General features: G+C 40.1%; 20 protein-coding genes. 18 read left to right on the top strand and 2 right to left on the bottom strand.

Features of this window, described 5'->3' with window-relative positions:
• Positions 1-13 precede the first annotated feature (13 nt).
• Genes ACM2FC_RS05790 through ACM2FC_RS05855 form a run of 14 tightly spaced genes read left to right on the top strand, consistent with a single transcriptional unit; the run spans position 14 to position 19,705 of the window.
• Positions 14-1,408 carry a type VI secretion system contractile sheath domain-containing protein gene (locus ACM2FC_RS05790; protein ID WP_498479920.1) on the top strand — a complete coding sequence of 465 codons (1,395 nt, stop codon included), beginning with the start codon at positions 14-16 and terminating at the stop codon, positions 1,406-1,408.
• Positions 1,409-1,834, top strand: a complete 426-nt coding sequence (locus tag ACM2FC_RS05795; protein ID WP_498479921.1) for a GPW/gp25 family protein — start codon at positions 1,409-1,411, stop codon at positions 1,832-1,834.
• Positions 1,827-3,578: a type VI secretion system baseplate subunit TssF gene (gene tssF / locus ACM2FC_RS05800; protein ID WP_498479922.1), complete on the top strand. Its 1,752-nt coding sequence runs from the start codon at positions 1,827-1,829 to the stop codon at positions 3,576-3,578. Before ACM2FC_RS05795 ends, tssF begins: the two co-directional genes overlap by 8 nt.
• A gap of 31 nt (positions 3,579-3,609) precedes the next feature.
• Positions 3,610-4,536, top strand: a complete 927-nt coding sequence (locus ACM2FC_RS05805; protein WP_498479923.1) for a type VI secretion system baseplate subunit TssG — start codon at positions 3,610-3,612, stop codon at positions 4,534-4,536.
• 49 nt (positions 4,537-4,585) lie between these two features.
• Positions 4,586-7,198 carry a type VI secretion system ATPase TssH gene (tssH, locus tag ACM2FC_RS05810; RefSeq protein ID WP_498479924.1) on the top strand — a complete coding sequence of 871 codons (2,613 nt, stop codon included), beginning with the start codon at positions 4,586-4,588 and terminating at the stop codon, positions 7,196-7,198.
• Between the two features lie 32 nt (positions 7,199-7,230).
• Complete coding sequence (locus ACM2FC_RS05815) at positions 7,231-9,795, top strand: MFS transporter (protein WP_498479925.1); 2,565 nt, start codon at positions 7,231-7,233, stop codon at positions 9,793-9,795.
• Positions 9,792-10,814: an ABC transporter substrate binding protein gene (locus ACM2FC_RS05820; protein WP_498479926.1), complete on the top strand. Its 1,023-nt coding sequence runs from the start codon at positions 9,792-9,794 to the stop codon at positions 10,812-10,814. The genes ACM2FC_RS05815 and ACM2FC_RS05820 overlap by 4 nt, the downstream gene beginning before the upstream one ends.
• A gap of 53 nt (positions 10,815-10,867) precedes the next feature.
• A complete protein-coding gene (locus tag ACM2FC_RS05825) occupies positions 10,868-11,542 on the top strand; it encodes a substrate-binding periplasmic protein (protein ID WP_498479978.1) in 675 nt (224 codons plus the stop codon).
• Between the two features lie 3 nt (positions 11,543-11,545).
• Entirely contained in the window at positions 11,546-12,517 is a 972-nt protein-coding gene (locus tag ACM2FC_RS05830; RefSeq protein WP_498479927.1) for an FHA domain-containing protein, read from the top strand.
• A complete protein-coding gene (gene tssJ, locus ACM2FC_RS05835; protein ID WP_498479929.1) occupies positions 12,514-12,996 on the top strand; it encodes a type VI secretion system lipoprotein TssJ in 483 nt (160 codons plus the stop codon). The genes ACM2FC_RS05830 and tssJ overlap by 4 nt, the downstream gene beginning before the upstream one ends.
• 36 nt (positions 12,997-13,032) lie before the next feature.
• Positions 13,033-14,364: a type VI secretion system baseplate subunit TssK gene (tssK, locus tag ACM2FC_RS05840; RefSeq protein WP_498479930.1), complete on the top strand. Its 1,332-nt coding sequence runs from the start codon at positions 13,033-13,035 to the stop codon at positions 14,362-14,364.
• Between the two features lie 4 nt (positions 14,365-14,368).
• Positions 14,369-15,565 (top strand): type IVB secretion system protein IcmH/DotU, encoded by a 1,197-nt coding sequence (icmH, locus tag ACM2FC_RS05845; protein ID WP_498479931.1) that lies wholly within the window; start codon positions 14,369-14,371, stop codon positions 15,563-15,565.
• A gap of 2 nt (positions 15,566-15,567) precedes the next feature.
• Positions 15,568-18,969, top strand: a complete 3,402-nt coding sequence (gene tssM, locus ACM2FC_RS05850; protein WP_498479932.1) for a type VI secretion system membrane subunit TssM — start codon at positions 15,568-15,570, stop codon at positions 18,967-18,969.
• Complete coding sequence (locus tag ACM2FC_RS05855) at positions 18,959-19,705, top strand: protein kinase domain-containing protein (protein WP_498479933.1); 747 nt, start codon at positions 18,959-18,961, stop codon at positions 19,703-19,705. Before tssM ends, ACM2FC_RS05855 begins: the two co-directional genes overlap by 11 nt.
• A gap of 16 nt (positions 19,706-19,721) precedes the next feature.
• Here ACM2FC_RS05855 and ACM2FC_RS05860 read toward each other — a convergent pair whose 3' ends face one another.
• Positions 19,722-20,114, bottom strand: coding sequence for an AAA family ATPase (locus ACM2FC_RS05860; RefSeq protein WP_498479934.1), 393 nt, complete (start codon positions 20,112-20,114; stop codon positions 19,722-19,724).
• 124 nt (positions 20,115-20,238) lie between these two features.
• Between ACM2FC_RS05860 and metA the strand changes: the two genes are divergently transcribed.
• The 3 genes from metA to ACM2FC_RS05875 all read left to right on the top strand — a co-directional run bounded on the left by metA (position 20,239) and on the right by ACM2FC_RS05875 (position 22,839).
• On the top strand, positions 20,239-21,180 hold the full coding sequence (metA, locus tag ACM2FC_RS05865) for a homoserine O-succinyltransferase MetA (protein WP_498479936.1): 942 nt from the start codon (positions 20,239-20,241) through the stop codon (positions 21,178-21,180).
• A gap of 139 nt (positions 21,181-21,319) precedes the next feature.
• Positions 21,320-21,991, top strand: coding sequence for a type IV pilus biogenesis/stability protein PilW (pilW, locus tag ACM2FC_RS05870; protein ID WP_498479937.1), 672 nt, complete (start codon positions 21,320-21,322; stop codon positions 21,989-21,991).
• 80 nt (positions 21,992-22,071) lie between these two features.
• Positions 22,072-22,839 (top strand): class I SAM-dependent methyltransferase, encoded by a 768-nt coding sequence (locus ACM2FC_RS05875; RefSeq protein ID WP_498479938.1) that lies wholly within the window; start codon positions 22,072-22,074, stop codon positions 22,837-22,839.
• A 19-nt stretch (positions 22,840-22,858) separates the two neighbouring features.
• On the opposite strand, the gene ACM2FC_RS05880 is transcribed toward ACM2FC_RS05875, so the two are convergent.
• A complete protein-coding gene (locus ACM2FC_RS05880; protein WP_498479939.1) occupies positions 22,859-23,728 on the bottom strand; it encodes a LysR family transcriptional regulator in 870 nt (289 codons plus the stop codon).
• A gap of 95 nt (positions 23,729-23,823) precedes the next feature.
• On the opposite strand from ACM2FC_RS05880, the gene ACM2FC_RS05885 reads away from it, so the two are divergent.
• The gene (locus ACM2FC_RS05885; RefSeq protein ID WP_498479940.1) at positions 23,824-25,038 is read left to right on the top strand and encodes an MFS transporter; all 1,215 of its coding nucleotides are present in this window, start codon (positions 23,824-23,826) and stop codon (positions 25,036-25,038) included.
• The last annotated feature ends 7 nt before the right edge of the window (positions 25,039-25,045 follow it).

A 25,045-nucleotide genomic window follows, 5' to 3' on the forward strand; every position in this document is an offset into this window, starting at 1 on the left:
GGCCGTATTTTATATGAAGCTAAATACTCTATGGTTACAAGCTTTTGTTCAACTGGACAGTAAAGATGACTCATTTATGTATGAAGCATTTTCTTTACTCTCTGAACTTGATGAGAATGTCCTCAATGGGCCGTTTCATGCTAGGTCCGCTATTGCAAGGCTCATTTCGCGACTAGATAAATTACTTTCGGTGCAACTTGATAGTATCCTGCATCATCCTGATTTTTGCCGGTTAGAACGTAATTGGCTTGGGTTAAAAGGTTTAGCCTCCCTACCCATTAACTACCAAAAAACACAACTTAAGATGCTCAATATGAGCTGGGAAGAAATCTCTTCGGATGTAAACCAAGCATACAATGCTCGCAGCAGCTCTCTATACAACAAAATTGGTAATAAGGAATTAAACACATTAGGTGGTCACCCTTTTGGCTGCATTGCCTTTACCCACTCTATATCATTAGAAATGAGTTTGGATGCCGATTTTGATGACTTATTTACACTTGAGCTTATCGGTAAATTGGGTGAAGCGACCCTTTGCCCGATGATATTCACCCCCGCTAAAGACTTTTTCGTTAACCATGATGCTGAATGGCTCTCAGACGTAGAGCGTATTGAAAAGATTTTAAATAGTGCTGATTATAAAGTTTGGCAAGATTTACGCTCAAAAACCTCTTCCAAATTCATTGGCTTAGCAATGCCAGATGTTTTGGTCCGAAGTCAATATGAAAATACCAAGGTCGGTTTCTTATATAATGAAGCAGGATCTGGATTGTACGGAAAAGCTGTATTCCCATTTTTATCAACTGTTATGCGTGAGCATCACAGAGTCAGTTGGTTCGGTTTTTTGAAATCACGCTGGAATGATAAAAGGCAAGGAGCAGTCATTAATTTGCAGAGTAAACACTTCACCTGCGAATATTTGGAATCCCCCCAAGCCAGCGTTAACTTGTTTGGGCAATTATCGACATTTTATTCGGACCAAGGCTTTATCCCTTTAACCAAAAGTCCACTAACAGATAAGTATTACTTTAACGGAAACAACTCTATCTGGCTTAACAATGGCAGCGATAATAACAAGGTGTTGGGTCAGCTGCAGACAACGATGATGTGCTGTCGAGTTGCACATTACCTAAAAACTCAAGTGCGAGAAATGGTTGGTAGCTTTAATACCGCCTCTGAGTGTGAGAACTTTTTAAGTCGCTGGATTGAGAAATTTTCTAGCAACGTTTCGTTTGCGACTGAAGAGACTCTATCGAAATACCCTTTAAGTTTTGCTTCTGTCAAAGTCTCAGAGTCTATTAATCAGCCTGGTAGCTTTTCCTGCACATTAACAATCGCTCCGCAGTACCAATACGATTATTTTAACGGTGAAGTGGTACTCACCACCGAATTAAGTGAGACGACATAAATGAGTTTTTTCAATACTTTTTTGTCAGATACAAAATCTACTCAGGAAATTCGGGTTATTGATGATATTCGCTATAACCTAACCTGTTTATTTGAAAGCGAAGCTTCTCTTATCGATTTTGACGATCGTCTAATTGAGATTAGCCGTTCAAATTATCGCTACGGGATAGAAGATTCACAGTTACTAAGCTCCAGCCTTGAGGCGTCTCAGCTTGCCGTCAGACTTTCAACATTAATCGCAACATTTGAGCCTAGACTTAGCAATATTACCGTAGAACTTTCAGAGAGAAAGCCTGGAGAAAATGCAATTTCATTCAACATATTAGCAACTATTTCTTCTGAGTTTGGCGAAAATGAATTGGTCTTCGAGTCCAAAATTTCTCTCAACAATTTGGCGACAACTCTAGAGGAAGATAGTTATGACTGATCCCCTATTGAGGTACTATGAACAAGAGTTAGCATTTGTTCGCCGTTCTCTGGGCCAATTTGGTAACGATTACCCTTCACATGCAGAAAGCCTCAACATCCATCAAGGAAAAATTGAGGACCCAAATATTGCACGACTACTCGATGGTGTCGCATTATTAAATGCCACTGTCGTAAAACAATTATCCGATCAGCTTCCGGAAGTGATTGAGGGCCTTCTTGGCGTCCTCTACCCTTCATATATTCAAACTGTTCCTAGCGTTGCCTATCTGCAATTAAATTCGGAAGACGAACCTATAGAACCCGCTGTTTTGCCTTCAGGCTCACAGTTCACAGGCGTTGTTAACGAAAGAGAATGTATCTTTAGTACTGTCGACGAGCTAAATATAGCGCCTTATTTTATTACCGAGGTAACAGCCTTAAGTGCTCCGTTTAACTTTAACCGCCCTAAAGAAGCCGAACAAAGCTCTGCGGTCATCCAAATATCTCTTTCTACCGGAGATCCTGAGCTACTTTTTAGACATCTAGATCTAGATGACCTAGACCTTTTTGTCCAAGGCTTCGAAAACAATGCCGACTCTTTGGTAGAGTTGTTACTAAGTAATACGACGTGTATTTCAATCTCAGATGTTGACTGTAATAAACATATCTCTGTAGACAGCCAGAGAATGAAAAACCGTATCAGTGATATAAGTTTCAAATTTTTACCAGAACATGGAAATCAATTTTCAGGTTATCAATTGCTTAGCGAGTTTTTTTTCTTTAAAGAAAAACGGCAGTTTTTTCGGCTTAAAGGCTTTAATGATTACACCAAGCAAATGCATACTAGCGATATTACTATTAACTTGTTCATGTCTTCCCTACCTTCGGAGTTTATGAGGCTTTTTGACAAGAATGTTTTTAAGTTAAATGTCATTCCAGCTATCAATTTATTTGAGCATACTGGTGAACCTGTCAGTTATGATCAAAGGCAACTCACTATTCCTGTCAATGCTGACGCGCATAGCGACAATCATATAGAGATTGTAGAAGTGCTTGACGTGTATGAGATTACACCTACTGGAGAAAAAATTCTCACACCAGTTTTTAGAGAGAAATATCATACAAATAAGACCTGCGACTCATGGCAAGCTAGCCGTGATTTTAGCGGTAGGTTCTGCTTATCTATTTCCCTAAATAATCAAACTTCTATGGAGTTCAATAAGCTATATGGGACACGACTACTCTGTACCAACGGTAAGCAAGCATGTGGTATCGACGATATGCTTAGCTGTCAAGAAAACATTGATTTACCAGGAGAGTTTTCCACTATCTATCCACCTTCGGCGCCAATTGAAAGAGAACGTGATCAAAATATTCATTGGCAATTTATCGGCTTAATGAATTGTAATTTTTCTTCATTACTTCAGGCAGATAAACCAGCAGACACATTAAAACAAATGCTGAGCCTCTGCAGCCGTGAGCAAGTGCCTGCCTCAGAAATACAAATGATTCGCTCCATTGAGTTTAAATCACAAGTGGCAGCCATACGGATATTAGGCCAAAACGTCTTCTCTCCTGGTACAGAGATAGAAATTACTCTGGACACTTCTGGCCCTTATCTTGTGTTCAGCGATGTATTAAACCGTTTTTTCCAACAGTTTTGCAGTTTCGATCGTTATGTCCAATTAAGAATTAAAATTTATGGACGTGATGGAATTGCAAGAGAGTACCCAAAAATGCACGGTAGCCAGCAGTCTCTGTAATAAAAACGATACCAACTACGGATAGTATATTATGAGTTTTGTTAAAGATTTAGCGATACAGCCGAAACGGTACAACTTCACACAAGCGATGAGATTACTTTATCGCTTGAAAAAGCATAGCCCTAGTAATATTGAACTTCAGCTCAAAGCCGAAGCTTTGCCCACTGGCAACCCGGAAGAAATTCAATACTTTTCGCTCAAAAATAATACAGCAAAACTCAGACTTGCCATGAGTGCCCTTTCTGGCGTTAAAGGCGTTATACCGAACTATATTTACGAGGAACTGTTAGCAGCATTACATAGAGAAGATCATGCTCTTAAGGACTTTTTAGACGTATTTAATCAACGCCACTTTGAAATCACCTACCGAGCTAACATAAAACGATGGTTGTTATTAGAACAAGAACAAACACCTTATCTAGTGAGCCTATTAGATAATATTGCAGACTTAGATACTAAATATGATTTTATGCAGTATGCAATGCTGTTAAGCAAGCCAAGTCGAAGCCTTACAGTGTTGAATCAAATAATCAACGACTACTTCCCTTACGAAACAAAAGTTGACTGCAAAAATCATGAACGACGCCAATTGCAATTGAGTTCTTTGACTCGCTTAGGTAGTTCCGAAAATTACAACAGTAAGATCGGACAAGGATTTTTAATCGGAAATACTTGCCTAGCTCAGTATCACCATCTTCAATTATTTATAACACCAAAAACAAGAGAGGAATTTGAAGAAGTTCAAGCAGACAGCGCTCTTGCTGAATCAATGCTAGAACTGACTCAGCATTACTTAAGGGACAACACACCCATTTCAATATATTTAATAGTGAAGCGCTCTTATTTGGAGCGGCCTGTGCTTTCAGCAGATGCTTCGAAAGCTGCAAGATTAGGAGAAGTCGATTGTCTGGCTCCTGAGCGAAACCCAAATGAAACAGTAAGAATATTGCTTAAGTAATAGATATTGAAATCTAAACACAGCTTATCGAGCTACAAGGAGCATTAATATGACCCAAGTAACCCTAACAAACCTCGTCGGAAAATTATCTCCCGAGCTGAAACAAGCCTTAGAGTCTTCAGCTGGTGCCGCAATGAACCAAGGCGTAGCCGCGATTGAAGTAGAACATTGGTTATTGCAGTTGATTTCACAAAATGATGAAAAACTTACTGCACTTTTCGACTCACAGAAAATTCCGCAAGATACAGTCGTTAATGAATTAACAACAAAGATAGCTAGGCTTGTAAAAGGTAATGAGGGACAACCAACCCTTAGCCACGCTCTGACAGAGCTGATCAAAGATGCATGGATGATTGCATCAGTAAATTATGGCCACGGCCAAATTGTTAGCCTGCATCTAATTCAAGCTCTTATCCAACAGAATGTTATGGGAGTAAATACCCTGACACTTGAAAGCCTACAAAATGTCTCGTTGGAGTCACTTCAAGGTTTAATAAGCAAAACTCCTATTGCTAGAGCCACAACAAGTGGTGGATCCGGCGCTTCCACGGACATGACTCCAAGTGGCAATGATGCACTAAGTAAATACACCATAAACCTTACTCAACAAGCGTTAGATGGCAAAATAGATCCCATCTCTGGCCGAAATGCAGAAGTGCGCAAAGCCATCGATATCTTGTGCAGAAAAAGACAAAACAACCCTATTATTGTTGGTGAGCCTGGGGTTGGTAAAACAGCTATCGTTGAAGGCCTAGCACTTAGAATTGCCTCTGGCGACGTACCAGGTGCGGTACAAGGCGTGCAAATACATTCACTTGACCTCGGGCTACTTCAGGCTGGTGCGAGTGTTAAGGGTGAATTTGAAAATCGTTTGAAAGACGTTATCAACGAAGTAAAAAATTCAGATATTCCTATTATCGTGTTTATAGATGAAGCACATACTCTTATCGGTGCGGGTGGTGCTGCCGGACAGAATGACGCAGCGAACCTTTTAAAGCCTGCTCTGGCGCGTGGTGAATTTAAAACAATTGCTGCAACAACTTGGGCTGAATACAAAAAATACTTTGAGAAAGACCCGGCCCTCACTCGTCGTTTCCAACTTGTTACCTGTGAAGAGCCTAACGCAGAAGATGCAATGCAAATGCTTCGTGGTATAGCGGCTTCTTTGCAAGAGCACCACGGAGCATTCATAGCAGAATCGGCAATTGAAGCAGCTGTGAATCTTTCGATTCGTTATCTACCAAGCAGGCAACTTCCAGACAAGGCAATTAGCCTACTCGATACGGCAAGTGCCAGAATCGCGCTAACTCAAGGGGCCAAGCCAGAAGTTATAGAAAGCCTTGAACAAACTATTCGCTACCAAGAAAATGAAAAAGCTGCTCTTGAAAAAGAAGAAGCGTTATTTGGTAACAGTGCAGCGCAAATTAAAGAAATAACAGAAGAACTCGAAGCCAATTCCGAGAAGCTAACAAGCCTGCAAGAAAGATGGGAAAAAGAGATAGAGCTCGTCGATCAAGTTAAAGCAGTGCAACAAGAAATCACTGATCAGCAACTAGAGGGCAACGTAGAAAAAGCGAAGCAGGATGAGCTAAACACCCTACTCGATCAACTTGATGAACTTCAAGGTGAAGAGCCTTTAGTGAATGCAATGGTCGACGACAACACTATCGCGCAAATCATTGCTAGCTGGACAGGTATACCAGTTGGAAACATGATGAGTGATGAAATCGCGCGTCTACTCACATTGGAAGATGAACTCAATAAGCGCGTTATCGGTCAAGATGTTGCCAAACAAGAACTTGCAAAAGCTATCCGAATCTCTAGAGCCGGCCTAACTGATGCTCGTAAACCCATAGGTGTATTCCTAATGTGTGGTCCAAGTGGTGTGGGCAAGACAGAGACAGCCATGGCTCTTGCTGAACAGTTATATGGTGGAAATAACGACTTAACCATCATCAACATGACGGAGTTCAAAGAGGAACACAAAATCTCAATGTTGCTAGGCTCTCCCGCAGGTTATGTTGGATTTGGCGAAGGAGGAGTATTAACAGAAGCCATTCGCCGCAACCCATATTCGGTGCTCTTACTTGACGAGATGGAAAAAGCTCACCCAGGTGTGCACGACCTGTTCTATCAAATATTTGATAAAGGTCATATTAAAGACAGCGAAGGTCGTAATGTCGACTTCAAGAACACTATTATTATTATGACCTCTAATGCTGCTGACCAAGCGATATGTGATGCTTGTGAGGAGTCTGAAGACAAAATAGACAATGATGAACTGCTTGAGGCAATACGTCCTGATTTACAACGCTATTTTAAACCAGCTTTCCTTGGTCGAACAACCATTGTCCCGTACTACCCTCTTAATGACGATGAACTAGGAAAAATCACCGAGATTTCCTTAAATCGTATTAAGAAAAAGATTGCAGAGCAGTATCAAGCGAGCTTTACATGGGACGATGCTTTTGTCCAATTTGTCGTTGATAAAAACACTGACCCAACGACCGGTGGCCGAGCTGTCGAGCAAATTATCAATCGATCTTTAATGCCACGGTTAGCTGAAGAGTGTATCGGGCGTTTGAGCCGACAAGAACCGATTTCTCAGGTATCGGTTTCTGCATCCTCAAACAATGAAGATTTCGAATTAAAAATAAGCTAATTGATACATAAAATTTCAGGGCAAGGAAGAGCATGACGGATACTGTATCTATACATACAACACCTAGATTTTCACTATCATTACGAGTCAAACTCGTTTTGGCTATAGTCTCTGTTTTGCTCTTTTCTGTAGGGTTAAACACGACTCTAAATTTTTTAAATTTTGAAAAGCGTTTAACCAAAACTTCTGATTCTATATATCAAACCGTTGTAGACGAAACACATAATGATATTTCCCAAGCTATCAGCTTGGGATTACCACTTTCCTCAATTAGTAACATTCAGTCAATTCTAGAAAGACGTACAAAGCTCGTCGATGGCATCAATGAGCTGAGCGTTGTAGATACTGATGGTAGACGGCTTTTTGGTTCTGGTACCCACACCTCTACTGGAGAGCGATTACTTTCAATACCTATAAAAAATACCTTTGGGGTAGATGTGGGTGAAATCCGCCTCTACTACTCTACTTCGAGACTGGATCGAGTTGTTAACAGTCTACTAAAAATTCAACTGCTCTATGCCGTAAGTTGGATTGTCGTGTGCGTTATCGTTGGCTTTGTTTCCCTTAAATTCCTTCTTGATGGCCTACTAAGCAAAGTAAAAAAAGCGAATGGCATAATGTCACGTGATACGACAGATGAAGATCATTTAAAACAGTTAAATGAAGCGCATAAAGCAATAAGCGTATCTAAATCAGAAGGCGAATGGAAAAAGTTCAAATTCAAGCACTTTCCCCTTCTGATCATTGGGGTGGTAATACTACTAACTATCGTCGCCAACCTAGGCTCGTCCTACCAATCCATGACGAAATTTTCAAAAGTCTATCAGCTTCAATTACAACAAAAATCCAGTCTAATCGGTGACTCCCTATCTACGATGATAGATAGGCTACTATCGCACGGGGTCCCAGTTACTGAGCTGAATGGCCTCGACAATGAGTTCAAGCATTATGTTCAAGGACATAATGATCTAGTGGCTATCTCTTTACTAAAAGATGGCAAACCGCTATATCAATATCAAACACAACAAGCAAAGACTTCATCAGATATTGGCCATGAAGTTAACGTGGGTAAGGATAGTGGTATAAAGCTTAACTTAGTTACTGATAATACTATTATTGTTCAGCTATTAAAAGATAGCTTTATGGACATGGGAACCGTCCTTGTCGCTTCCAGTCTGGTCGTGGCGGAAATAATTTTGTTTTTATGTCACTTTATGATTTTGTCTCCTTGGCAACAACTCAAAAAGGCTTTGATGGCAGTCAATCGAGATATTGTCAATTATGTTGTAAAAGTCACCTCTGGAGATGAGATTGGCCGCCTCTTGAATAAAATAAATCACGCGGTAGTAACACTAAACCCAAACAACCCAACGCAGCAAATCGATCGCAGAGACTGCCGATTTATTCGGTTACCTCTATTTTTGCTCGTCTTCGCAGAGGCATCCTCTTTAGCATTTTTTCCAAATTACGTTGCATCTCTAGATAACTCGAATAGTTTCATACCTGAACACTTGGTAACAAGCTTACCTATCTCTTTGTTTATGCTGGTATGGGCGATATCTCTACCCTTTGCAGGGTATTGGTCAGATAAGGTAGGAAGACGCTTTTCCTTGATAGCAGGTGCACTAATTACAAGTTTTGGCTTATTTAGCACAGCCCTCACTTCTACATTAGAATTACTCCTGATCACTCGTGCAGTTACAGCTGTTGGATACGGTATCGTGTTTATCTCTGCTCAGGGATATGTCACTGACGCCACCAACAATTCCAACCGAACTAAAGGAATGGCAACCTTTTTATCGGCATTTTTCTCCGGTTCGCTGTGTGGGGCCGCTATCGGTGGCATTGTTGCCGATAAGTTGGGCTACTCTGAAACATTCTTAATGGCCTCACTGCTTGCTTTAGCTAGTGCGGGGCTGGTTGCGGTATTTTTTGAGAAAAGTAGCGTTAACAGCTCAAGTAAACCTGTCACACTCAATGACTTTAAAATGCTGTTGGGAAACAAGTATTTCGCACTCATTACTTTCTTCAGCGCTATCCCAGCCAAAATTGTATTGACTGGATTCTTGTACTACATCGTTCCTGTATATTTGAAGTATTTAGGAGAAAGCAGCGCCGTCTCTGGCAGGATAATGATGGGCTATGGCTTAGCCATCATTATCATTTCACCACTTAGCGCTATGATGATCGATAAATTTAGCAACAAGATAGCATTTATTGTGTTTGGTGGGCTTCTATCCGCCTTAGCAATGTTGAATTTCACCTTTTTCTCCGGCTCTTTCGGGATCTTACTCATTGTGATTCTAATTGGTATTGCACATGGCGTAAGCGTTTCACCTCAAATTCCACTTGTCATGGAGTTGTTAAGTGAACAAGGCGTAGACAAAGGCAAAGTCATAGGAATATTCCGCTTAACAGAAAGAATTGGAAATGTTGCTGGCCCTCTATTGGGTGGTTTGGCCTTAAGCGTATTAGGATACAACGCTACTATCGTCATATTTGGATTCGCTCTTTTGTTTAGCGCATTTATCTTATTGATTTTTTACTCTATTTTTTATAAGAAAGACAAACAACGTAGCTTAGGGGTGGCACAATGAAAGTGATAAAATGGTTACCAATCCTGGTAAGTATCTTTGCTTTACTTGGCTCAACTATAACCGTCGCTAAGCAAGTCTCTCCAGACCAAAAAGAAAAAAAGCATGTTGTTATGCTTTTATGGAGAGGAGTAACAAACGCTGAAAAAGGTTTTATGGATTACCTTTCTCCCAGGGTTGATGTTGAGTTTATTATTTTAAATGCGAATAGAGATAAGGCGAAATTAAAAGAATATATTGACAATATTGAGCAATACCATCCAGATCTCGTATATACGTTTGGTACAACCATTACAAGGCAGTTATTAGGTACGTATGACGAACCTTCTAAATTCGAACAAACTCACTCAGTGCCTGTTGTATTTAATGTAGTGACGGATCCTGTTGGCTCTAAATTGGTAACAAAAACGGACGGTCATGATCGCTACTTTACTGGTGTTAGCCACATCGTACCTCTCCCAGTACAGTTCACAGCGATATCGCAACTAAAAGGGGTAAAGTCAATAGGGATAATTTACAACCCACTTGAGCACAACTCTATTTTAACTGCGAAAAAAATGATGAGCCTGTCCTCTCAGTACAATATGAATACGTTTCTTTACCCTCTTGGGTTGATAAAGAATCAGCCGAACCTAGGTTCACTAAACAACATTGTAGATACAATGAAAGGCAATCATATCGATCTCGCGTACTTACCGCCGGATTCATATATCATTGCCAATGGAAAAGCGGTAGTTGAAAAGCTACAAAGTGCGAATATACCAACGTTTTCTGCAACAGAAACTCCAATTCGGAAATATGACGCTTTATTTGGCGTGGTAAGTCGATACTATAATGCAGGACAGTTCGCTGCATACAAAGCTGAACAAATATTGGATAACAAGAAAAAAGTCAGCGACATTCCAATAGATTCTTTAAGTCAATATTCTTATATCGTAAACATGGAGGCTGCGAAACAACTTGACTACTACCCACCTGTATCCATATTAAAAATTTCTGAACTTTTAGGGAATAAACGTTGATGTTAAAGAAATTTATACAGTCAAAACATCATATTAAGGTGGCCTTGTTAAGTATGCTGTGCTTTTCGGGTTCAACATTTGCCGAAGCAAGTGTCGGACCTGCTAGGCTATTGTTGACCACGCAAGACTGGCCACCTTATCAAGAGTACAAAAATGGCGTCATGCAAGGTATTGCTCTCGATAAAGTAAAGTGTGCATTAAGTGAGATGGGGCAACCTTATCAAATTACCATGACCAAATGGGCAGAAGCTCAGCTTAAAGTACACAGTGGTGCTCAAAATGGTTTCTTCGTTGCCACTCAAACTAAAGAGCGAGACGAATACGCGACGCTATCTCTACCGATTGCCGAACAAAAACTCGACTGGTATTTTGCTCCGGGCGTTGAACCCAAAATTACTGAGCTATCAAAAATCAATTTAAAATTCTCTGCTAAATTTGGCTCCAATAAATGGTTTTGGCTAAAGCGCCATGGCTACAACGTGGTTAAGCAGCCACGCAATGCTAAAGTTCTACTTAAGCTTTTGAAAGATCGTGAGATAGATGTGGCTCTAGAAGATGAGTTGGTATTCAATGAAGCTCTCGAGCAAGCGTCACTCCCAACTGATTACTTTAAGCGTGAAGTTTTAGAGTCAAAAAATATGGGCGTGTATTTTTCCAAACGATTTTTAGAAAAGTATCCTGGCTTTCTGAAAGCTTTTAATTCAGCCATCTTAAAATGCGAGAGGTAAGCTGTGTCGATTAGCGTTCACTTGATTTCCATACCTGAAGAAGAAGTTGTTGCCTCCCGCGTAATCTATTTGCCTGAGAGTGGAGGAAACTTTGGCCGCGCACCTTCTTGCGATATTGCTTTGCCCGATCAAAGTAAGCGAATCTCCCGCGTTCACGGGCAAATAAAACTTACTGAGAATGGTTACACAGTCCAGCACACCAGTCCAAATCGTTCCATGCTGAATGACAAGCCCCTTTTGAGAGATAAAGAGTATCCACTCAACGATGGAGATGTCCTAAAAGTAGAAAATTACACCATATTGATTAGCACATTAGTCAACGCTAAAACTGCGCCCAAACCAAAGGAAGTCGAAGAGGAAACTTTTACGCAAAACTTTACTCTTGAGTTGCAAGAAGACGACACTGATTTTTTAGATACCGATGGGTTGGATACAGATATACAGCCTGAGTCAAGTTTCTCACAAGATCACGTACTGAGTGATGACCCTTTTGAGGCAGACCCATTTGAGGATATTGATAAAAGCAAAATCGAGCCAAACATAGAACCCGAGCCATTCGAGGATGTAAATAGCGTAGATTCCAGTAACCCATTCTCCCCTACCGAGTCAGATTCAGAGTACCTTCCAGTAAATTCTATGGCGGCTCGGGGAACTTATCTAAGAGAGTCCATCGACAAACTGATTACGATGGCAGAAAAAAACGAACAGTATTTGCAAAACCCACAACTTCAACATGAAGCACTATTTGAAGCATTAGAAAAAACAGTGGAAGAGTTTTTGGTACATTTTTCTCCGCATCAGCTTGAAAGTCAGTTTAAAGAGTACATTGGAGGTGTTTTTTCCAATAAAGAGAAAAAGTATTGGCGCATTTATCGTAAGCATTTCAAACATCGTCAGGAAAACGGAGATTTCCAAAGGCAATTTAAAGCATTATTCATGGAAAATATGCAAAAACAAAGTAAGGAAAATAAATGACCAAGTGGCTAGTATTGCTTTCAGTATTTCTTTACGGCTGCTCATCAGATCCAACGCCAGCGATAACAAAATACAAACTGGTGGTGAATGCTGATGCTAGTATTAATCAGTATCAAAACAAGGTAGCAAACCCAGTCGTGGTCAGGCTTTATCAGCTTACTGACCAACAGGTATTCAAACAACTAGCATTCATCGATCTGTACAGTAATGACGTTCAGTTACTCGGGGCGAGTTTGGTTTCAAAGCAGGTATTGCCCATCGTCTTACCAAACACTAAAAAGGATATGGAAATTGACGTCAACAAAAACACTCAGTACATAGCGACATTAGTAGAGTTTGCAAATTATCAAGATAGCGAGCCCAAAGCCGTCACCATTTTACCAACCAAGTCTAATCAGTATTTAGAGCTTGACCTGACTGGCAATAAGTCGACATTGAAAGTTATGACGCCAAAGTCTAGTTGGTGGCAAATTTTTTAGCCTAATCGGCTTAGGCAAAGAACATAGGAAATTAACGTGGACGCGTATAAAAAAGTTGTTTGGCAAGAAGGTATGTTCATTGCCCCCCAGCATTTTCAGCAACAAGACAGATATGTTCAAAACTATATCCGTCAAAATGTTGAAACGTTGGCTGGATTTTCTCCCTTTTATGGTATTACCGAGCTGACTATAAACCATGATTTACTAAGGATAGGTAAGCTCTCGATCTCATCTTGTGCAGGCTTATTTCCTGATGGAACCCATTTTGAGCTATCCCACGAAGTAGCGATCGATATTCCTCAAGGGACGATTGAAACCGTCGCATACTTAGCACTCCCTATTTCATTGCAAGGTAATAATGACTACAGTGAAAATGAATCTGACCAAAGTCGTTATTTAACACGTTCTATCAACGTGTTTGATGCCTCAACATCAGCCAACGCTAGTATCGCAATCGATGTTGCGCAACTTAATACGACTCTGAAACTGGAAAACGATGACACCTCTGGTTTTACTTTAATACCAGTGGCAAAAATCCTTGAGAGTAGCGATACCGGTGACGTGATATTAGATCGAGCCTTTATCCCAGCTTGCCTACACTATGGAGCTTCACAGCTTTTAACCGAAAGATTGAAAGAGATACACGCTTTAACAAGCAACCGAGCTCAAAACCTATTACAAAGGATCCGTGCCGGCCAAGGGCAAAAGAGTGCGCAGTCAATGATGCAAGATTATCTTTGGTTGCAGACCTTAAACACTTGGCTTCCTTGGTTTGATCTCACTATCGCAAACCCAAAGTTACAGACCCATGAACTTTACGGTAAGTTAAAGCAGTTTGAGGCTCAAGTCATGGCATTGACACCTGCGACTCCGGATAGCTGTTCTCCTTTGCAATATCACCATTTGTACAATAGCTTCAACCCATTGTTTTCAAGCTTACGCAACATGCTTACCTTGGTCCAACAAGATTCCGTTATTGAGTTTCATTGGGATACCGCATTATTCGAAAAACGCCGTCTACTACGTACAATAATCAAAGACCCTAGTAGTGTGGCTAATCGCCGTTTTGTACTCAGTGTTAAGTCGAATGTGAGTAGCACAGAGCTAAATGAACTTTTTCCTATTTCAGCGAAGTTGAGTAGTAACTCAAGAATTGTGGAACTCGTTAGAAACTCTCTCTCAGGTATATCGCTAACACCACTACCATTAGCTCCGAATGAATTAAAACCAATGCAAGGAGTTGCTTATTTTGAGGTAGATGCAGCAGACCGGAATTGGTTGGATATGTTAGAAACAAGAGATGCACTAGCGCTACACGTTGACGCACGGATTTCCGAACTAGAAGTTGTTCTTTACGCATTGAGATAGAGTTATGGATTACTTAGATGAAGCAACCCTTGTCTGGGATGACAAAGAGAATGACTTTGCCGAACAAGAACAAAGCATAGACTCATCGACAAAGGCAAGAGTAAAAGTCTCCAGCACACAGGTAGAATTTCTGCGCCATTTTGACAAAGCAGAAAACCAACTAATCAATATTAGTAGTGAGCTATTGGCAACGATTTTAAAAATATCAACTCTACCTGAACCTGATGACTTAGCTTCACTAAGAGGTCGACTCGTTGAAGATATCAACGCTATTAAAGCTAAGGGCGCAAGCCTCACCTACCCCGTAGCTGTAATCGACAAACTTTGTTTTTTATACGCAGTAGTCGTCGATGAGTTCATCATTTATACAGAATGGGGAGAAAAACGTGGCTGGGAAAACAAAACACTACTCAGCGACTTATTTGGAATGAGAAATGGTGGTGAATTATTTTTTACGGTCGCGGAAAAGGCTATTCGCCAACCACATAAACTCATTGACCTGATCGAAATAATTTATCTGTTTATTAATATTGGCTTCAAAGGACAATATCGAGAAACTGGAAGTGAGCAGCTAAAAAGCTTTGTTCATCAACTTGAGCAAATTATCAGTCAATATAGGCAGACAAGTGGAATTTACTGCCATACTAAAGTCTCGTTACCTAAAGTACGTAAACCCACTCGACGAAAACGCTATCTAGTAACTTCACTATTTTTTATCTGCTTAATAGCAACTTGTATTGGACTCACTAAGTTTTGGTATACGAAAACGTTGCCTCAGCGCGCCCGAGACTTTACCTACTTACCTCAATTTAGCGAGCGTTATGTACTGTCGGGACAAGTAAAAGATATTGTATTTATCAGTGATGACGACGATCTAGCGACTGCACCTAAAAGAGCAAGTAAGGTGGAACTCGTATCTAAAGAGCCACCTAAATCTCTTGCAACCAGTAAATCGGTATGGTTTGTTCAACTGGCTACTTTTTCAACCAAACAAAATGCTCAGAAATTTGTATCTAAGCTTGCTCCTTCAAGCTACAAAACCGAAATCCTCCCGTATAAAAACTATTACCGTGTAATCGTTAGGACTAACGGCTCAGATGACGCTCGTACGATTAAAACTTGGTATCAAGATAATACCAATATCAAACCAATTCTAGTTCGGGGTGATGCTCCAACAAATAGCAAGGAAGAGTCTAAGTAATTATGGCAGATGACAAGTCTTCAAAAAGCAATCGACGTAAAGCATTAGGTTTCGCTGCCCTAACATCTGTGTTCTTTTATACAGCTGGCACCGCAGCGGTTATGCTAACATCCTTGAAATCTAATTTGATCATGATGCTTTTGATCAATTTGGCGTTTTCTTTAGTATTTGGTTTTTTGGCATACCTGCTTTACAACAAGTTTAAAGGTAAAAATCAACAAGAGAAGTCCAATGAAGCAGCCGTTATTAACAAAAGGCGCAAACAGCTCATTGCTCACTTCAACCGAATGCAACGTCTTCAGCAGAGGAAAAGAAGGTTCCAAAGCAAATATGATCATCCAATATATTTGCTATTGAGCTCAAGCCCGAACCAAGATAGGAATATCATCACTCAAATGGGCTACGAGGCCTACAAAGTCGACGACTTCGGTAACGATATAGAGTTTCCTATCCTTTTCTGGTTAGGTGAACACTCAACCCTTATATCAATCAGCCTCGAAGAAGATCAAAAACAAGAGTATCTGAAAACACTTTGTAAATGCTTAAATAGGTGGCGTCCTAGACAGGCGGTCAACGGAATACTTGTCACCACTGAAGCTTCATTTTTACTTGAAAATAGCGAAACAATCACACATGCAGCAGACGAGTTAAAATCTCAAATAAAAACTTATAACTATTCATTTGGTTTAGATTTACCTGTTTATAATGTCATCACGAATATGGGCAGCATTAGTGATTTCTGCCAGTTTTTTTCTGCGTTTGACGAATCAAAACGTGATGATGTATTTGGCGCAACGTTCCCATTTCAAAAAAATGGTGGCATCGATGCCAACTGGTTTAATGACGAATATGATCATTTAATTAGCCAATTAATCGCTAGTATGAGCAACGCTCTTTCTGGGCAATTGAACCAAGAGTTTAGAAACTCCATTGCTAGCGCTCCATTTCAGTTTGGTTTACTGAAGCAAAACTTATGGGCATTCTTGCAGCGCTTGTATCGAGGTGAGCAACTTAGCAACGGCTTATTGTTTAGAGGGTTTTACTTTACCCACAACGGTCAAGAACACCCACAAGATGATGTACTAGCAAGTACAGTCAACCACTCTTTGGGCAATGAGACTTTTACCCAACACCAGCAAATGCCTATTCATCAAACCTTGTTTGCCCAACGGATAATGAGTCATGTTGTTCTGAATGAGCACGAATTAACTGGGGTAAACAAACGCAAAGAAAACACCCTTATCTTAAGTCAGGTGTTCTACACAGTTTTTTGGCTGTTGCTACTAGTCGGAGTATTAACAACGATCAAATTAGATTTTGACTTTCAAAGCCAACGTGACTCTCGCGCAGATATGATGTTAGAAAGGTATAAAGAAGCAATTGCAGCTTCGCCTTATGACATTGAAAATCTAGACGAAAACATTCCTAACTTATACTCTCTCTATCGCATTTATGAGCTATATAGACAACCTGAGCCTTGGTATGCGGTTCCTTTGATTTTAGGCCCTAGTATCAAGGAAGAAGTTGAAAAAGCGTACTTCAGTGAATTACAAGCGGTATTGTTACCATCTATGGAGAACATGCTAGAAAAAGACTTGTTCGTCTATGTTAATTTAGAAGATCAATCGAAAACTCTAGCGTTACTCAATGACTATCGTTTGTTATTTAATCCTGAACGAACCAATATCCAAGAATTAAAATCCTACTTTATTACTGCTTTACAAGATCAAGGCGACTCGGATACCGTTAGCGTCGCTCAATTACGCGCGTTGTTAGATGATGTGTTTGCAAATGATCTTGTACCTAAAAAGCCAAATATGGATTTGGAAAAGTTGGCGAAAAAAGTCATCAATCAAACCGGCATTGAGACCTTGCTTTATGACCATATCATTCACTCGCCAAAATACTCTACCCGAATCGATATTCGTAAAGAATTAGGAACTAACTTCGACCAGCTTTTCTCATTTTCATCCAATTATGTTGGTTATTTCGTCCCCTACTTATACACTCCAACCGGATTTAATGACCTTGATTTATCTGTTGACTCACCAGCCATTCAGAACGCTCTAAAAGCTTATGAAGGGGTCGCTGGCTCTGCACCAAGCGCGTTAGAAATGTTCCGCATTAGTCGTGACTTAAGACAAATGTATCAGAACGACTATATCAATTACTGGCGCAACTTTATCAATAACGTAAAAGCGAAACCAATTACCAACCCTAGTGAGTTGAATAACGCAATTAACTTACTTGCAGATACCTCTGATAACCCGTTAACTAAGTTGCTAAGCGTTATCAACAAATATACATCCGTTGAGCTTGTTATGCCTGAAGCACAAAAAACCGCTGATCAAAAACAAGAGGCGAAAGAGGCATTGCAGCAAGATCAAGAATCCAAACGAGCAGCAAGGCAAATTACAATCAATTTCCGCAATTATCACAAGATAATGAATGAAAATGCGCAGAATATTCGCCCTATTGATAGCCTAATGAAATCAATTACTAGTACAAAAACCTGGTTAGACAAATTTTACAGTAGCGAAGAGCCAGAAAAGCTAGCATTTCAAACTTTGTCAGCGACGTTAAAAGTTGAAAATCCAATTAGTATTCTTGCTAAAGAGGCAACCAGTCAACCTCCAATGGTAGATGCTTTACTCACAGATGTAACTCAACAAAGCAACGATATGGTGATGTCACTGGCACATGATTATTTAAACTCTAGCTGGAATGCGATGGTATACCGACCTTATCAACAAACAATTAAGCCTTTCTACCCATTCGATAAGAAGTCAAAGCTTGATGCGAGCGTTGCGGACGTTAAAGCGTTTTTTGGTACAGAAGGAATACTAAACAAGTTCTATAGTACGACGTTGAAAAACTTCACCTTTGAGTCAGGAAAAACACCATTTTTACCTGGGCTACTACCAAATTCAGGACTAGCTCTATCTCCAAAACTTTGGACCATGATAGATAAATCGACAGATATTCGAAAAGCTCTGTTTTTGTCTGATCCTAATAACGTATCCATTCAATTCCAGATGAAAGCTATTGATATGAGCCCAGGCATTACAGAGTTCTCTATATCTACTGATAAGCCTATCTTTACTTATAGGCATGGGCCAACTCTGTGGAGCCAACAGTCTTGGCAAGGAGAATCGCAACTCCAAGACTTGTTAAGTATTGATGTGAGTGCTCAAACGACAACAATTGCCAAAGAAAGCTATGAAGGCAATTGGAATTGGTTCCGTCTCATTGAGCCAAGAGTGAAAGACACAACAGCGCAAGATACGCAAGTTGAATTTGACTATGGGAAAGACAAAGTTAGATTAGCAATAAAAACTCAGGGCCGGGAAAACCCGTTCGTCCCAGGGTTCTTTTCCGCATTTAGTCTGCCAAGTGCAATCTAATGTCCCTACCAACAAAAATAATGGCGTACTCACGTGCGCCATTGAATATTTGAGTAAACTAAAAGTTAAGTTTATAAATAATTTAAGCTCAAATGTTTATCTGGCTACTCATCCAGAATATGGGCAAGTGATTTACAAATTTGCTCACTCAACTATCCAAAAGATGGCTCTTAAAAGTGAAGCTGAGTTCCTCCACAAGCACCCATCCAACAACTGGCCACAGTTATTGGATTACAGCTCGTTTCGTTCGCTAGATATTTTGCTACTTAGATATATTGAGGGGGAAAGCTTAGCAAAAAAACTTAAGCGTGAGGGCCTACCCCTAACCCAGTTTAATTTGGCGGAATTAGAGAAACTAGCAAGCAGCTTACATGCTCTTGGATACATCCATGGCGACATAAAACCATCGAACATTATAGTGCGCCCTGACCAAACTTTATGCCTTATCGATTTTGCTACTCATTGCAAGTTAGGAACTTTGTATTCAGAGCACCTGACAAAAGGTGTCACACCCAGCTTTTCTGGGTTACCAAAAAAAACCGTTTACCCATCAACAAAAATGGATGACTGGGTTTCAATCGCTATCATTAGCTGTGTGATAGGTGGAGCTCATCCATTCAATGGCATGTCGGTTAATAACGCCATAGATGAGAATATTGAACTCCAGCTAAACCATGCACCTGCAAAATATCAAATAATAATTAATAAAAGAATAACGCTGCTTAAGTCTACCTAGCCAATGCATTACGTTTTCAGCTTTCAGTTAAACTTTGCCACTGCCTTCTCATGCGATTAATAGTAGAAGTGGGTACTCCATGAATATTGGAATATATTTGATGGCATTCCACTATTTCTAGCTCTGCATCGTATTTCATTGCTAGCTTTTCATACGGCTTTATCTCCCACAACCGTACAAAGGTGTTGGAGACAACGACACTTTCACCTTTTGCTAGTGCTTGCCCTAATTTAAATTGGCACCACGCATGAGCTTGTTTTAGCTTAGTGCCGTCAAAAACATAGTCACCAAATTCATTAACGAAATACATATCAGCTTCAAAATGGTTGATTTTATATGTTTTAGCTAAGGTTGATTTACCAGTTCCCGGTAACCCTCTAATCAATATCAGTTTTAATCTCGAAGGCATGCCCTATTCCCGAATTTTCCAATGCCGCTAATCTACATTAAAAAACATTCAGGAACTATCGACAACTCTGCACATTTGAGTTAGCTTTAGAAGTATAGACGTCCATAATAAAAGGAAGGCTGCCGTGCCAATAAAAATTCCCGATCAGTTGCCTGCATCAGACGTATTGAGGCAGGAGAATATTTTTGTTATGTCTGAGACTCGAGCTTCAAGCCAAGAAATTAGACCATTACGGGTTCTCATTTTAAACTTGATGCCAAAAAAAATAGAGACGGAAACTCAATTCCTCAGATTGCTATCAAACAGCCCGCTTCAAGTAGACGTTGAACTTCTTCGCATCGACAACAGACCTAGTAAAAATACCCCGACAGAGCACCTAGACAACTTTTATCGCCAATTTGAAACGATCAAAAACCAGAATTACGATGGACTCATTATTACTGGAGCGCCATTAGGTTTAGTGCAATTTGAAGATGTGATCTATTGGGAGCATTTACAAAGTATCATGAATTGGGCACGTGACCACGTCACCTCCACTCTTTATGTCTGCTGGGCCGCCCAAGCGGGGTTAAAGCTATTGTACAACTTGCCTAAGCGAACCCGAAAAGCAAAGCTTTCCGGAGTATACTTGCACGAAATTCACCAACCTTATCACTCTATTCTACGTGGGTTTGACGATACGTTCTTAGCTCCTCACTCTCGGTATGCTGATTTCTCTCCTGCGTTTATAGAGGAAAATACGGACCTAGATATCTTAGCGACTTCTGATATCGCTGGCGTTTACCTCGCTGCAACAAAAGATAAACGAAATGTGTTTGTAACAGGGCACCCAGAATACGACGCGTTAAGCCTACATACTGAATATACTCGAGACATGCAGGAAGGAATAGACCCTGCCATTCCAGTAAATTACTACCCAAACAATGACGTTAACAGCACTCCAAAAGCAAGCTGGAGAAGTCATGGTCACCTACTCTTTTCTAATTGGCTAAATTACTGTGTTTATCAACAAACACCTTATGACCTCGCGCAGTTTAGTGAAGAGAAATTTACTGTAGACGAGTAATTATTGAAACTTAGTACTTAGACAACAATTTGCTTTGTATATGTGATCGTAATGATCGTTAATGACTCTTAATATAATCGTCCACTCGATTAATATAGGCAAACCTTACAAGTAGGGTCTATAGACCCTAATAGAGCCTATGAAGATTCATTTACTGTCTATTTGTTTATTCCTAACAGCCTGTTCTGTTTCAACTCAATCAAACACGCCTTCACATGGTTTTACTCTCGAAGAGTCTGCGGTAACTAGAGCTCAGCTAGGGCTCTCGTACATGCAACATGGGGACAATACCAAAGCGAGAGAAAACCTTATAAAAGCGAACCAGATTGCACCGAACAGTCTATTTGTTCTATTGGCATTAGCTCACTACTACGATAGCGTCCGCGAACTAAAACTAGCAGACACTACTTATAAAAAAGCAGTGAAACACTTTCCAAACGATGGCCACGTATTAAATAATTATGCCGCTTTCCTCTGCAAACAAAATCAATATTTACAAGCACTGGATTACTTCCAAGCCGCAGTAGCCTCTTCTTATATCCACATAGCTGGAATCTATGAAAACGCTGGATTATGCCATCTAAAGTCAGGGGATAGTTCAAAAGCCAATACAAACTTTGAGAAAGCACTCGCTTATGAACCAAATAGAATTGTATCGTTAATACATTCCTGTCGCATCGCGATAGATATGAAGCAATACGACAAAGCAAAAGCAAAGATTATTAACTTCCACAATTCCTATGGAGTTCGCCCAGAATCACTTAAATTACTAGATAAACTTGCTCAGCTACAAAATAAAGAACAATCATAAAGCTTTTTTAACCACTAAATTGGTGAAGTAGATAAAATCCTATATGGGATACAACTTTATAGCCTCTAAAGGAGAGGACAATGGGCTGGCATGGTAAACGATATGATTGCTTTCAAAAACACTATCAGTATCAATATGGAAAAGTATTTCTCGATAAATTAGCTGATTTTTGTCAATTACATACCAAAAGCGAGGTGGATCTTGGTTGCGGCAACGGTAAGCTGTCGATTGAGCTCGCTAAGTTAACCTCAACCCTTGTTACTTGTATCGATCGAGATGAGTCTATGTTAGAAACTTTTCATAGTAACTATAATACCGATCAGGTAACCATCATTTGCTCAGAAATAGCCAGTTGGCTTAACAGATGTGAACAAGAATCCTATGATGTCATATTTTCAAATGCTGCTTTTCATTGGCTAGGGCATAACGATATCGAACTGTTACTTTCTCAGTGTTACCAAATACTCAACCCCTTAGGCGTTCTAGCACTTAGGTTTTCTCTAGCTGAAAATGCGTTGGATATAAAAAGGTATCTGCACAAAAAGCTTGAAGAATACACAGAGAGAATGATAGATAATTTTTCCTATTCCAAGTTAAGGTTTAAAGAGTTTGAAAGCCAGCTTACCTCTCTAAATTTCAAGATATTGTATTCAAAGGAATCGAAAGCTACACCATTCAAAGGTGTGAAACACGACTTGGAATTTTTACTCGACAGTCAGCCATTGGGCGATTATTTGGAGCCAGAAGAAATCGACCAGTTTCGCCTCCATTTGAAACAAGACTGGAAGTTAAACTCTGTAAAACTAAAAACGCATCATGCTCAATTTATGGGGTTGAAAGCTAAATAACAAATCACTTTTAGCAACTTCAAACATACCGCTTAACAAATTCAATAAATGCCCTATCTGCCTTTGATTGATAGCCTTCTTTTCTCCATGCCAACGCTAAATCTAAATAAATTCTATCTTGAAATGGTACGCCTTTAATTCCTTGTTCATGTTGGGTCACTAGCTCAAGCAAAGCTGTTACCGCAAACTCTCTTTTAACGATATTTAAAATCATAGTCAGCAAGTTAGTTTCGTAAGACAACTTTAAAGGCAAATCATATTTCTCGGAGGCTTTGTCGATATAGTCACGATGAAAGTACCCTTTCTTAAACATAACTAAATCCTGTGAGAAAAATTCAGAGAAAGAAACGGAATCTTGGCTTGCTAACGGATGCTGCTCACCAAAAACAGCCAGCATTTCTGTGCTGAGCAAATGATCCGTTTCTAGTTCATCAGGGACATCTTTCGCTAAAATCACTCCAATATCTAACTCACCGTTCAGTAGCATTTGTCGAATTGACTGAGTTCCTTCATCGACCAGCACCAATTTTAGCTGTGGATATTGAGACTTAAACGCCATGATGATTTCAGGAAAAAAATACGAGCCCATCATGCTAGGCGCCCCAAGTCTTACTTCACCTTTCTCTAAACCAATCAGTTCATCAATCGCAAGTTTTGCATCATCAACCTGCTGCAAAATTCTTTTTGCATGAACCATTAGTACTCGACCTTCTTGGGTCAATTCGATTTTTCTATCCGTACGACTAAATAGCTCGACTCCTAATTGTTGCTCAAATTTTTTAATTGAGATACTCAGCGCTGGTTGAGCGATGTTTAACGATCTCGCTGCAAGGGTGAAGTGCCCATATTCAGAAACGGCGATAAAATGTTTTAATTGGCGGATTTCCATAATATATAAAATATATCGACTTGATATTTTAAATATATTTCATTTATAAAACAGACAATGATAGCGTGGTCACATCAACGTCAATGGGATGAAAAATGATTGAGCATAACACCCCTGAATATAAAAGAGTGATCATCAGCTTAGCTTTAGGGTCATTCCTAATATTTTGTAATTTATACTACTTTCAGCCAATTCTTCCTCTGCTCTCGCAGTCGTTCGTAATTTCAGAAACAATGATAAATTGGATATTTGCAGCGTCAACGCTGGCACTATCTATATGTCTTGTCCCGTGGGCTATTTTGTCTGAATCGCATGGCAGACGAAAAATTATGTTGTTCGGCCTATTCTCTATGCCAATAATTGGTATCAGTTTTATTGCCAGCGATAGCTTCTACGCTTTAATTCTTGGACGCGCAATGATGGGGGTTGCTATCGCTGCTTTTGCATCTGTAGCCGTTGCATATATGGTGGAAGAGCTCACCTCATCTGCCTTTTCACATGCTATTGGAATTTATATTGCAGCCAACTCTCTAGGAGGAATTGCTGGAAGAATTCTTGGAGGCACATTAACCGAGCTTTTTGGTTGGAAGCAAGCGGTGCTGTATATTGCGATTTTAACGTTGGTTGGAGCTATCGCTGTACTAGGGCTGTTGCCAGCGCAAAAGCAATTTAAGCCGCAAAGAGGCTTATTTTTCTATCATAATCGAGCAGTGATAAAACATTTAAAAAACCGGAAAATTTGGTTTGCGATGCTTATCGGAGCTGCCAACTTTGCTCTGTTCGTTAATGTTTATACTGTAATGGGGTTCAGGTTAGTCGCCTCTCCGCACAATATGCCCATTGGCCTCGCTTCACTAATATTCTTGTGCTACCTAGGTGGCACCATAAGCTCTACTTTTTCTGGTAAATGGAGTGCGATGAGACATCCTATTCGAGGCATTATTCTTGGCGCAATCATTTGTCTGCTAGGACTTAGTATCGCCTATTTCGATACAATCCCAGCCATGATAATAAGCTTAATATTAATTAGTCTCGGCGGCTTTTTTACTCACTCTCTCGCATACTCTTGGGTAAGCCAGAACGTCGCAGAAGCTAAAGCTACAGCGACAGCATTGTACTTGGTGCATTACTACATTGGCGGCAGCTTAGGTGGATTCTTTCTCTTGTATTGCTGGCAAGAAATGTCTTGGTTTGGTGTCTTGATTGGGGGTGGCATTTTAGTCGCAATAATATTATTGCTTGCCATAACACTTCTTAAGCAAGAAACTAACACTCATATTAAGAGTACACTTGCGAAAAGCAATCACTAAGAGAGCC

The organism is Vibrio sp. A37 (assembly GCF_059777565.1).

What these genes read in the sequence shown, in the direction of transcription:
- ACM2FC_RS05790 (WP_498479920.1), top strand. Translation starts at nt 14, where the DNA reads ATGAAGCTAAATACTCTATGGTTACAAGCTTTTGTTCAACTGGACAGT.
- ACM2FC_RS05795 (WP_498479921.1), top strand. Translation starts at nt 1,409, where the DNA reads ATGAGTTTTTTCAATACTTTTTTGTCAGATACAAAATCTACTCAGGAA.
- tssF (WP_498479922.1), top strand. Translation starts at nt 1,827, where the DNA reads ATGACTGATCCCCTATTGAGGTACTATGAACAAGAGTTAGCATTTGTT.
- ACM2FC_RS05805 (WP_498479923.1), top strand. Translation starts at nt 3,610, where the DNA reads ATGAGTTTTGTTAAAGATTTAGCGATACAGCCGAAACGGTACAACTTC.
- tssH (WP_498479924.1), top strand. Translation starts at nt 4,586, where the DNA reads ATGACCCAAGTAACCCTAACAAACCTCGTCGGAAAATTATCTCCCGAG.
- ACM2FC_RS05815 (WP_498479925.1), top strand. Translation starts at nt 7,231, where the DNA reads ATGACGGATACTGTATCTATACATACAACACCTAGATTTTCACTATCA.
- ACM2FC_RS05820 (WP_498479926.1), top strand. Translation starts at nt 9,792, where the DNA reads ATGAAAGTGATAAAATGGTTACCAATCCTGGTAAGTATCTTTGCTTTA.
- ACM2FC_RS05825 (WP_498479978.1), top strand. Translation starts at nt 10,868, where the DNA reads ATGCTGTGCTTTTCGGGTTCAACATTTGCCGAAGCAAGTGTCGGACCT.
- tssJ (WP_498479929.1), top strand. Translation starts at nt 12,514, where the DNA reads ATGACCAAGTGGCTAGTATTGCTTTCAGTATTTCTTTACGGCTGCTCA.
- icmH (WP_498479931.1), top strand. Translation starts at nt 14,369, where the DNA reads ATGGATTACTTAGATGAAGCAACCCTTGTCTGGGATGACAAAGAGAAT.
- tssM (WP_498479932.1), top strand. Translation starts at nt 15,568, where the DNA reads ATGGCAGATGACAAGTCTTCAAAAAGCAATCGACGTAAAGCATTAGGT.
- ACM2FC_RS05860 (WP_498479934.1), bottom strand. Translation starts at nt 20,114, where the DNA reads ATGCCTTCGAGATTAAAACTGATATTGATTAGAGGGTTACCGGGAACT.
- pilW (WP_498479937.1), top strand. Translation starts at nt 21,320, where the DNA reads ATGAAGATTCATTTACTGTCTATTTGTTTATTCCTAACAGCCTGTTCT.
- ACM2FC_RS05875 (WP_498479938.1), top strand. Translation starts at nt 22,072, where the DNA reads ATGGGCTGGCATGGTAAACGATATGATTGCTTTCAAAAACACTATCAG.
- ACM2FC_RS05880 (WP_498479939.1), bottom strand. Translation starts at nt 23,728, where the DNA reads ATGGAAATCCGCCAATTAAAACATTTTATCGCCGTTTCTGAATATGGG.
- ACM2FC_RS05885 (WP_498479940.1), top strand. Translation starts at nt 23,824, where the DNA reads ATGATTGAGCATAACACCCCTGAATATAAAAGAGTGATCATCAGCTTA.